Annotated in this window: 7 protein-coding genes; 3 read left to right on the top strand and 4 right to left on the bottom strand. The window is 74.6% G+C overall.

The annotated features are described in order from the left end of the window. Positions 1 to 101: 101 nt before the first annotated feature. From DKL51_RS03795 to DKL51_RS03785, 3 genes are all read right to left on the bottom strand, one after another. Positions 102 to 1250, bottom strand: a complete 1149-nt coding sequence (locus DKL51_RS03795; protein WP_109947601.1) for an Mrp/NBP35 family ATP-binding protein — start codon at positions 1248 to 1250, stop codon at positions 102 to 104. 200 nt (positions 1251 to 1450) lie between these two features. Continuing rightward, positions 1451 to 2059: a DUF1003 domain-containing protein gene (locus DKL51_RS03790; protein WP_109947600.1), complete on the bottom strand. Its 609-nt coding sequence runs from the start codon at positions 2057 to 2059 to the stop codon at positions 1451 to 1453. Further along, positions 2052 to 3332: a magnesium transporter MgtE N-terminal domain-containing protein gene (locus tag DKL51_RS03785; protein WP_109947599.1), complete on the bottom strand. Its 1281-nt coding sequence runs from the start codon at positions 3330 to 3332 to the stop codon at positions 2052 to 2054. The genes DKL51_RS03790 and DKL51_RS03785 overlap by 8 nt, the downstream gene beginning before the upstream one ends. Positions 3333 to 3364: 32 nt before the next feature. On the opposite strand from DKL51_RS03785, the gene DKL51_RS03780 reads away from it, so the two are divergent. Then, positions 3365 to 4234, top strand: a complete 870-nt coding sequence (locus tag DKL51_RS03780) for a PhzF family phenazine biosynthesis protein (RefSeq protein WP_109947598.1) — start codon at positions 3365 to 3367, stop codon at positions 4232 to 4234. Between the two features lie 47 nt (positions 4235 to 4281). Continuing rightward, on the top strand, positions 4282 to 4815 hold the full coding sequence (locus tag DKL51_RS03775) for a hypothetical protein (RefSeq protein WP_124811727.1): 534 nt from the start codon (positions 4282 to 4284) through the stop codon (positions 4813 to 4815). A 31-nt stretch (positions 4816 to 4846) separates the two neighbouring features. Here the strand turns inward: DKL51_RS03775 and DKL51_RS03770 are convergent, their stop codons facing one another. After that, positions 4847 to 5560: an HAD family hydrolase gene (locus tag DKL51_RS03770; RefSeq protein WP_109947596.1), complete on the bottom strand. Its 714-nt coding sequence runs from the start codon at positions 5558 to 5560 to the stop codon at positions 4847 to 4849. A gap of 107 nt (positions 5561 to 5667) precedes the next feature. On the opposite strand from DKL51_RS03770, the gene DKL51_RS03765 reads away from it, so the two are divergent. Next, positions 5668 to 6581 (top strand): DMT family transporter (locus tag DKL51_RS03765; protein WP_148097716.1); only part of this gene is annotated, 914 nt, incomplete at its 3' end.

Here is a 6581-nt window from a genome sequence, read left to right as displayed (position 1 = left end):
CCGCCCCGGCCCCCCGCCCCAGCTACGACGACGCCACCTGACCGCCGCGCACACGGCGAAGGGGCACCCGTGGTGGGTGCCCCTTCGTCGTCAGTCGGGTGTCAGCGGCCGGCGGGCTTGAGGCCCAGCGGCTTGCCGAGGAGGGACTCGCGGCGTACGGCGAGCCGGTCGGCGACCTGGTTCAGCGCCTTGGCCGCCGGGGCCTCCGGCTCGGCCAGCACGATCGGGGTGCCGGCGTCGCCGCCCTCGCGGACCCGGGTGTCGAGCGGGATCTGACCCAGCAGCGGCACCTGGGCGCCGATGGTCCGGCTCAGCGACTCGGAGACCGCCTCGCCGCCGCCTGCGCCGAAGACCTCCATCCGCGAGCCGTCCGGCAGCTCCAGCCAGGACATGTTCTCGATGACGCCGACCACCCGCTGGTGGGTCTGCAGGGCGATCGCGCCGGCCCGCTCGGCCACCTCGGCGGCCGCCGTCTGCGGGGTGGTCACCACGAGGATCTCGGAGTTCGGCAGCAGCTGGGCCAGCGAGATGGCCACGTCGCCGGTGCCCGGGGGCAGGTCCAGCAGGAGCACGTCCAGGTCGCCCCAGTAGACGTCGGCGAGGAACTGCTGCAGCGCCCGGTGCAGCATCGGGCCGCGCCACACCACGGCGGCGTTGCCCGGGGTGAACATGCCGATCGAGATGACCTTCACGCCGTGCGACTGCGGCGGCATGATCATGTCCTCGACGCGGGTCGGGGCGCCGTCCGCGCCGAGCATCCGGGGCACCGAGTGGCCGTAGATGTCCGCGTCGACCACGCCGACGGCGAGGCCGCGGGCGGCCAGCGCGGCGGCCAGGTTGACCGTGACGCTGGATTTGCCGACGCCGCCCTTGCCGCTGGCGACCGCGTACACCCGGGTGCGGGAGCCGGGCTGGGCGAACGGGATCACCGGCTCCGCGGTGGCGCCGCCGCCGCGCAGCTTCGACTGGAGCTCCTGGCGCTGCTCCGGGCTCATCACGCCGAACTCGATCTCGACGCCGGTCACGCCGGGCACCGCGCCCACGGCGGCGGTGATGTCCGAGCGCAGCTTGTCCTTCAGCGGGCAGCCGGCCACGGTGAGCAGCAGCTCGACGCGAACGACACCGTCCTCGCCGACCTCGGCGGAGCGGACCATGCCGAGCTCGGTGATGGGCCGACGGATCTCCGGGTCGTTGACGGTGGCCAGGGCGGCCTGGATCGCGTCGGACACGGTGCTGACGGGTGCTGACATGCCCGCAATGCTACGTCGGCGGTGATCCGTCGCCGCGAGCAGCGGGGGCCGGTGTGAGCGAATCGATGGCCGCGGTTGGGGCTGGACGACCAGCGTCACGAAGTGGGATCATCGGGACGAACGCCGCACGCCTGGCCCCTTGAGGCGCGCGGCGTTCAGTATGCCCGGGGGACTCCACCCGGCTCACCCACCACGCCGGCTCACCGCTCGCGGTCGTCCCGGGCGTAGTCGCCGTCCAGGTCGTCCCGGGGCTCGTCGAGCGGCTCCCCGCCGCCGGACCGCTGCGGTGCCCTCTCCTGCTGCCGGCGTTCCAGCCGCTGCTGCCGCCGCTGCGCCGCCTCGTCCAGCTCCTCGGCCAGCCGCGCCAGCTCCGAGCGGAGGAAGTCCCGGGTGGCCACCTCGCCCATCGCGATCCGCAGCGCCGCGATCTCCCGCGCCAGGTACTCCGTGTCGGCCTTCTGCAGGGTCGCCCGCCGCCGGTCCTCCTCCAGCGCAACCCGGTCCCGGTCCGCCTGCCGGTTCTGCGCGAGCAGGATCAGCGGCGCCGCGTACGACGCCTGCAGGGAGAGGACCAGGGTCAGGAACGTGAACGTGTACGGGTCGAACTGCAGGTTCGGCGGGGCGAGGGTGTTCCAGGCGAACCAGAGCGCGATCACCACCGTCATGTAGACGATGAAGTTCGCGGTGCCCATGCCGCGGGCGATGCCCTCGGACCACCGGCCGAAGGTCTCCTGGTCGATCCGGGGCAGCCGAACGCCCCGGGGCTCGCGCGGCTGGTCCAGCCGTTCGGCCCGTCGCTGGTCAGCCACCGGCGGCGTCCGTCGTCTCGGTGGCGCCCGGGGCCGGTACGGCGTCCCGGTCCCGCCAGTCGGGGGGCAGCGAGTGGTCCAGCACGTCGTCGACGGTGACCGCGCCGACCAGTCGGTTGTTGCGGTCCACCACCGGCATGGCGACCAGGTCGTAGGTGGCCATCCGGCGGGTGATCTCCGGCAACGGGGTGGTCGGCCGCAGCGGATCGATGTCGTTGACCACCACCCCGCCGAGCAGGTCGGCCGGGGGCTCGCGGAGCAGCCGCTGGAAGTGCACCATGCCCAGGTAGCGGCCGGTCGGGGTGGTCATCGGCGCCCGGGTCACGAACACCTGCGCGGCCACCGCCGGGGAGAGCTGCTCCTCCCGGATCCGGGCCAGCGCCTCCGCCACGGTGGCGTCCGGCGGCAGGATCACCGGCTCGGAGGTCATCACGCTGCCGGCGGTGCCCGAGGCGTACCGCAGCAGCTGGCGGACCGGGTTGGCCTCGTCCGGCTCCATCAGGTCGAGCAGGACGTCCTGCTCCGGCGGGGGCAGCTCGTTCAGCAGGTCGGCGGCGTCGTCCGGGTCCATCTCCTCCAGCACGTCGGCGGCGCGTTCCCGGTCCAGCGCGGCCAGGATCTCCACCTGGTCGTGCTCCGGCAGCTCGCTCAGCACGTCGGCGAGGCGTACGTCGTCCAGCGCGGCGGCCACCTCGTTGCGCCGGGCGTCGGGCAGGTCCTGCAGGGCGTTGGCCAGGTCGGCGGGGCGCATGTCCTCCAGCACGGCGAGCAGATTGGCCGTACCCCGGTTGGCCGCGATGTCGCTCAGGCCGCGCACCCGGTCCCACTCGACCTGGTGCAGGTGGCCGCGGCGGGTCAGCCGGCCGGTCTGCTCCCGGACCGCGACCCGGGTCAGTGACCACTCGCCGCCCCGGGCGCACTCCATGGCCACGTCGACCACCGTGCCCGCCTGACCGCCCTCCAGCTGTACCCGCCGGTCCAGCAGTTCCTGGAGCACCAGCAGCTCGTTCGGGCGCTTCTCGAAGCGGCGCAGGTTGAGCGTGCCGCTGCCCAGCACCACCGCGTCCGCCTCGATAGAGGTGATCCGGTTGATGGAGAGGAAGATCCGCCGGCGCATCGGCATCTCGGCGACGAGGCCGACCACCTCGGGTGGCCGTTGCGTCTGCCGGAGCCGAGCCACGGCGTCGCGCACCCGCCCCACTTGGTCGCCGTTCGGGTCGAAGACGGCGACTCCGGCGAGTCGTGCGATGTAGACCCGGTTCGGCGTGCTCACGGCACCAGCCTAAGCGCCTAGTGTTTATCAACATGTCGACCCTGGCCTACGAGATCGTGGACGTCTTCACCGACCGCCCGTTCGCCGGCAACCCGCTGGCGGTGGTGTTCGGCGCCGAAAAGCTCGCCACCGAACAGATGCAGGCGCTCGCGCTGGAGTTCAACCTGTCCGAGACGGTGTTCGTGCTGTCGCCCACGCAGGTCGGCGCCACGTACCGGGCACGGATCTTCACCCCGGCCGAGGAACTGCCGTTCGCCGGGCACCCGAGTGTCGGCGCCGCGGTCACCGCGAGCCGACGCGGCATGTTCGGTGTGGGCAGGGTCACCCAGGAGTGCGGGGCCGGGGTCCTGCCGATCGAGGTGACGGAGACCGGCGCGGTCCTCACCGGCGGCACCCCCACCCTCGGTCCAGAGCTGGACCCGGAGCCGTTGCTGGAGATGGCCGGCCTCACCGCCGCCGACCACGCCGGCCCGGCGCCACGGGTCGCGGGCTGCGGGCTGGAGTTCCCCTACCTTCCGGTACGCCCCGACGCGGTGGCCCGGGCCCGGGTGAACGCGGCGGCTGCGGAACAGTACGGCGTGGAGCACGTCAGCGTGTTCTCCTGGGACGCCGCCACGCAAACCGCGCACGCCCGGGTCTTCGTGCCCGGGCTCGGCGTGCCGGAGGACCCGGCGACCGGTTCGGCGGCCCTCGGGCTCGGCGTCTGGCTGGTCGCCAGCGGCCTGCTCCCCGGTGAGGGACGCTCGGAGTACGCGGTCCGCCAGGGCGTCGAGATCAAGCGCCCGTCCTCGCTGGCCTGCACGGTCACCGCGGCCGGCGGGGTGGCGGTCGGCGCCACCGTGGCCGGTCACGTGATGCCCGTCGCCCGCGGCGAGATCGCCGTCCCGCCCTTCGTCGGCTGACGGCCGACCGGCGGCAGTGGCCCGTCCGCTCGCGCCGGGCGCCGGGGATGCGGGAGGATGCCGGGGTGACTGACGAGGTGGAGGAGCGCGTCGCCACGCCGCTGGTGGACGAGGCGATCAAGAAGGCCGCGGTCGCCTGGGTGACGGTGGCCGACGGGCCGGCGTACGCGCTGTGGTGCCTGCCCGTCGACGGAGCGCTCGTCGTGGTCACCGGGCCCCGTGAACAGTCGGCGCCCGGTCTGGCCGAGGCCGGCGAGGCGCAGGTGAGCCTCCGCGGCGACCACGGCGGCCGGATCGTCACCTGGCCCGCCCGGGTCACCCGGCTGATGCCCGGCAGCGAGGAGTGGACCACCGTCGCGCCGCTGGTCGCCGCGAAGCGGCTGAACGCCCCCGGACCTTCCGCCGCCCTGGTGGACCGGTGGGCGACCGAGGGCTGCGCGCTGAACCGGCTGGAACCGGCGGGCACCCCGGCCTCCGGCGCGGACCTGCCGGCGGACTCGCTGGCGGAGCCGCCCCGGGACGCCCCGGTGGTCCGGGCCACCCGCAAGCCGTTCCGGCTGCACCGGGTCCGCCGCCGCTGATCCGGCGGACCGGGCGGCCGGAGCCGCCCGCTCAGCCGGTGCCGCAGCCGATGGGTTCCGCCGTCGGGTCGACGAGCCCGACGACCTCGGCCAGCGAGCCCAGCACCGGGCCCTCCCACCCCTGCTCGGGGTTGAAGACCAGGTGCTCGGCCAGATCCGGGACGGCCAGCCGGACTGCGGTCATCCCGGCCCGCTCGGCGCCGGTCAGCTCGTGGCTGCCGCCGTCGCCGACGTAGAGGCAGTCCGCCGGCGGCAGCCGCAACCGGCGGCACGCCGCCAGGTAGAGCGCCGGGTCCGGCTTGCAGCGCCCCACCTGCACGGAGAAGACCCGTACGTCGAGCAGCGGGGCGACCGCGAGCTGCGGCAGGAACGCCGGCAGCTCGTGCGTGCAGTCGCTGATCAGCCCGGTGCGTACGCCCCGCTGGCGCAGCGCCGCCAGCACCGGCACCGCCTCGGCGCGCAGCCGGGTGTCGGCGCGTACCGCCCGGTTCCGGGAGGCGACGGCGGCGCGTACCGCCCCGTCGGAGGGGTGCACGCCGGCCTGGGCGCAGACCCAGCGCAGGGTCGCCTCGGCGTTGCCGAGCAGGCCGCTGGCCCGCTGGTAGTAGGTGCGGTCGAGCACCTCGATGAAGGTGTCGCTGGGGCAGCCGAGCAGCTCGGCCGTGCCCTCGTGGGCCGGCCCGCGCCGCACGGGACGGGTCAGCGTGCCGAAGAAGTCGAACAGCACCGCCTGGTACCTGGGCATGCGGGAAGCGCCTCCCGACGTCGAGGGGGTCGCCGGCGCGGACAGGCATGAGCGTAACCGAGCGCTGACTGTCCGTGCTGACCCTGCGCGTGTGAGGATTGCTCCCCGTGTCCTCCGTTCCGCATCGCCCACCCCTCGATCCGCTGACCGCCGGCGTCGTCGTGGTCGCCGTGGCGGCCGTGTCGTCCTCCGCCCCGCTGGTCGCCTTCGCGGCCGCGCCCGCGCTGGCCATCGCGTTCTGGCGGAACGTGCTCTCGGTCGCCGTGCTGGGTCCGTTCTCGCTGGCCCGGCGGCGGCCGGAGTTCCGCGCGCTGACCGTCGGCGCCGGTCGGCGGGAGGGCTTCTACTGCGTACTGTCCGGGGTGGCGCTGGCCGCGCACTTCGCGACCTGGATGCCCAGCGCCCAGCTCACCTCGGTCGCCGCGGCCACCGCGCTAGGCGCGACCCAGCCGGTCTGGCAGGGGCTGATCGCCCGCTGGCAGGGACGGCGGCTGCCGCTGGCGGTGTGGGCGGGCATCGCGGTGGCGGTGCTCGGCGCGGCGCTGGCCACCGGCGCGGACTTCAACGTCTCCAGCCGGGCCTTCGCCGGTGACCTGCTCGCCGTCGCGGGCGGCATGTTCGCCGCCGTCTACACCGCCTTCGGCGAGCGGGCCCGGGCCACCATCAGCACCACCACCTACACCACCATCTGCTACGGCGTCTGCGCGGCGATCCTGCTGGCGGTCTGCCTGCTCGGCGGCGTACGCCTGCACGGCTACGACGGCGGCACCTGGCTCGCCATCCTCGGCCTGGTCGCCGGTGCCCAGCTGCTCGGCCACTCGATGTTCAACTACGCCCTGCGGCGGGTCTCCGCCACCACGGTCAGCGTGCTGGTCCTGCTGGAGGCGCCCGGGGCGGCGCTGATCGCCTGGGCCTGGCTGGGTCAGCTGCCCCGCCCCCTGGCCCTGCCCGGCCTGGCGCTGCTGCTGGCGGGCGTCGCCGTGGTGGTCCTCGGCGGCGCCCGCACCCGCCGCCCCCAGTC

It is taken from the genome of Micromonospora globispora (genome assembly GCF_003857015.1).
Taxonomy (GTDB): Bacteria; Actinomycetota; Actinomycetes; order Mycobacteriales; family Micromonosporaceae; genus Micromonospora; species Micromonospora globispora.
This window is presented reverse-complemented; position numbering and strand designations above follow the sequence as displayed.